Raw genomic sequence first — 1,243 nt, 5'->3', positions numbered from 1 at the left:
GGTTCTCTTCCAAAAAGTGTGGGTAGAAAAAATGAAATATGAACAAATGATTAAATAATCTGGTATCATGTAGAAGAACACAAAACATATAGGGAGTGATACCAGATGAGAAAAGAGTTACCAAAATTTTTTGAACAGATACTGAATATAACAGAGCCATGGTACATAGAAGAGATAGAACAACAAGGAAATACAATCAACATATATGTGGATTTCAAAAAAGGTGCAAAGTTCGAATACAATGGTAAATATTACAGTGCATACGATACGGTTCAAAGGAGTTGGAGACACTTAAACTTATTCCAGTATGAAACATACATACATGCAAGGGTAGCTAGGATAAAAACAGATGATGGAACAAAGACTGTAGAGGTTCCTTGGGCTCGAAAAAACTCTGGATTCACCTTATTGTTTGAAGCGTTTATTCTCGAGTTGTACAACCACATGACGGTTGCTGAGATAGCTAAAAAGTATAATACAACCCAAAATAGGTTGTGGAGAATATTAGACTTTTACGTTTCAAAGGAATTAGAAAAACAAGATTTCTCAAAAGAACCAATAAAAACGTTATCTGTTGATGAAATAGCAAGGAAAAAGCATCATGTATATTTAACCAATTTCTTAGATGTGGAACGAGAAAAGGTTGTACATATAGCTGATGGAAAAGATGCAGAAACCTTTCTATCATTCAAAGAGAGATACACTGAAAAAAACGGTGATCCAACAGACATAGAGTCCATATGCATGGATATGTCGGTGCCTTTCAAAGCTGGAGCAAGGAAACATTTCCCAAAAGCAAAGATAATATTTGACAAATTCCATGTGCTTAATGTATTAAGTGTCCAACTTGATAAAGTGAGAGCCAGAGAGAATAAAGGGTACCATGAAATACTCAAAAGGACAAAATACTTGCTATTAAAAAATCCTAACAACCTTACTAAGAAAGATAAAGTTAGACTCGATGAATTGATGGAATATCAACATCTTGACACAGTTCAAGCCTACGGATTGGTACTTGAGTTCAAAAAGATGTTCGATTACAAGAAACCTTCTTATGCAGCTAAGTATTTTAAACGATGGTATGAAAAGGTAATGAAATCCAATATACCCGAAATGATTAAAGCCGCTAAGACTCTTTTAAATCACATAGAAGGTATCTTGTTGCACATAAAAACAAATATCACTAACGGTAAAATAGAAGGTATGAACTCTAAACTTAGAGGTTTTACTAAAAGGGCTTTTG

1 protein-coding gene is annotated in these 1,243 nt (G+C 33.9%); it reads left to right on the top strand.

From position 1 onward, the window contains the following. Nucleotides 1–105: 105 nt before the first annotated feature. Nucleotides 106–1,243, top strand: a 1,138-nt coding sequence (locus X925_RS10210) for an ISL3 family transposase (RefSeq protein WP_121959888.1), incomplete at its 3' end; no start/stop codon positions are given.

Origin of the sequence: Petrotoga sp. 9T1HF07.CasAA.8.2 (assembly GCF_002895585.1) — a bacterium.
GTDB classification, from domain to species: domain Bacteria; phylum Thermotogota; class Thermotogae; order Petrotogales; family Petrotogaceae; genus Petrotoga; species Petrotoga mobilis.
This window is presented reverse-complemented; position numbering and strand designations above follow the sequence as displayed.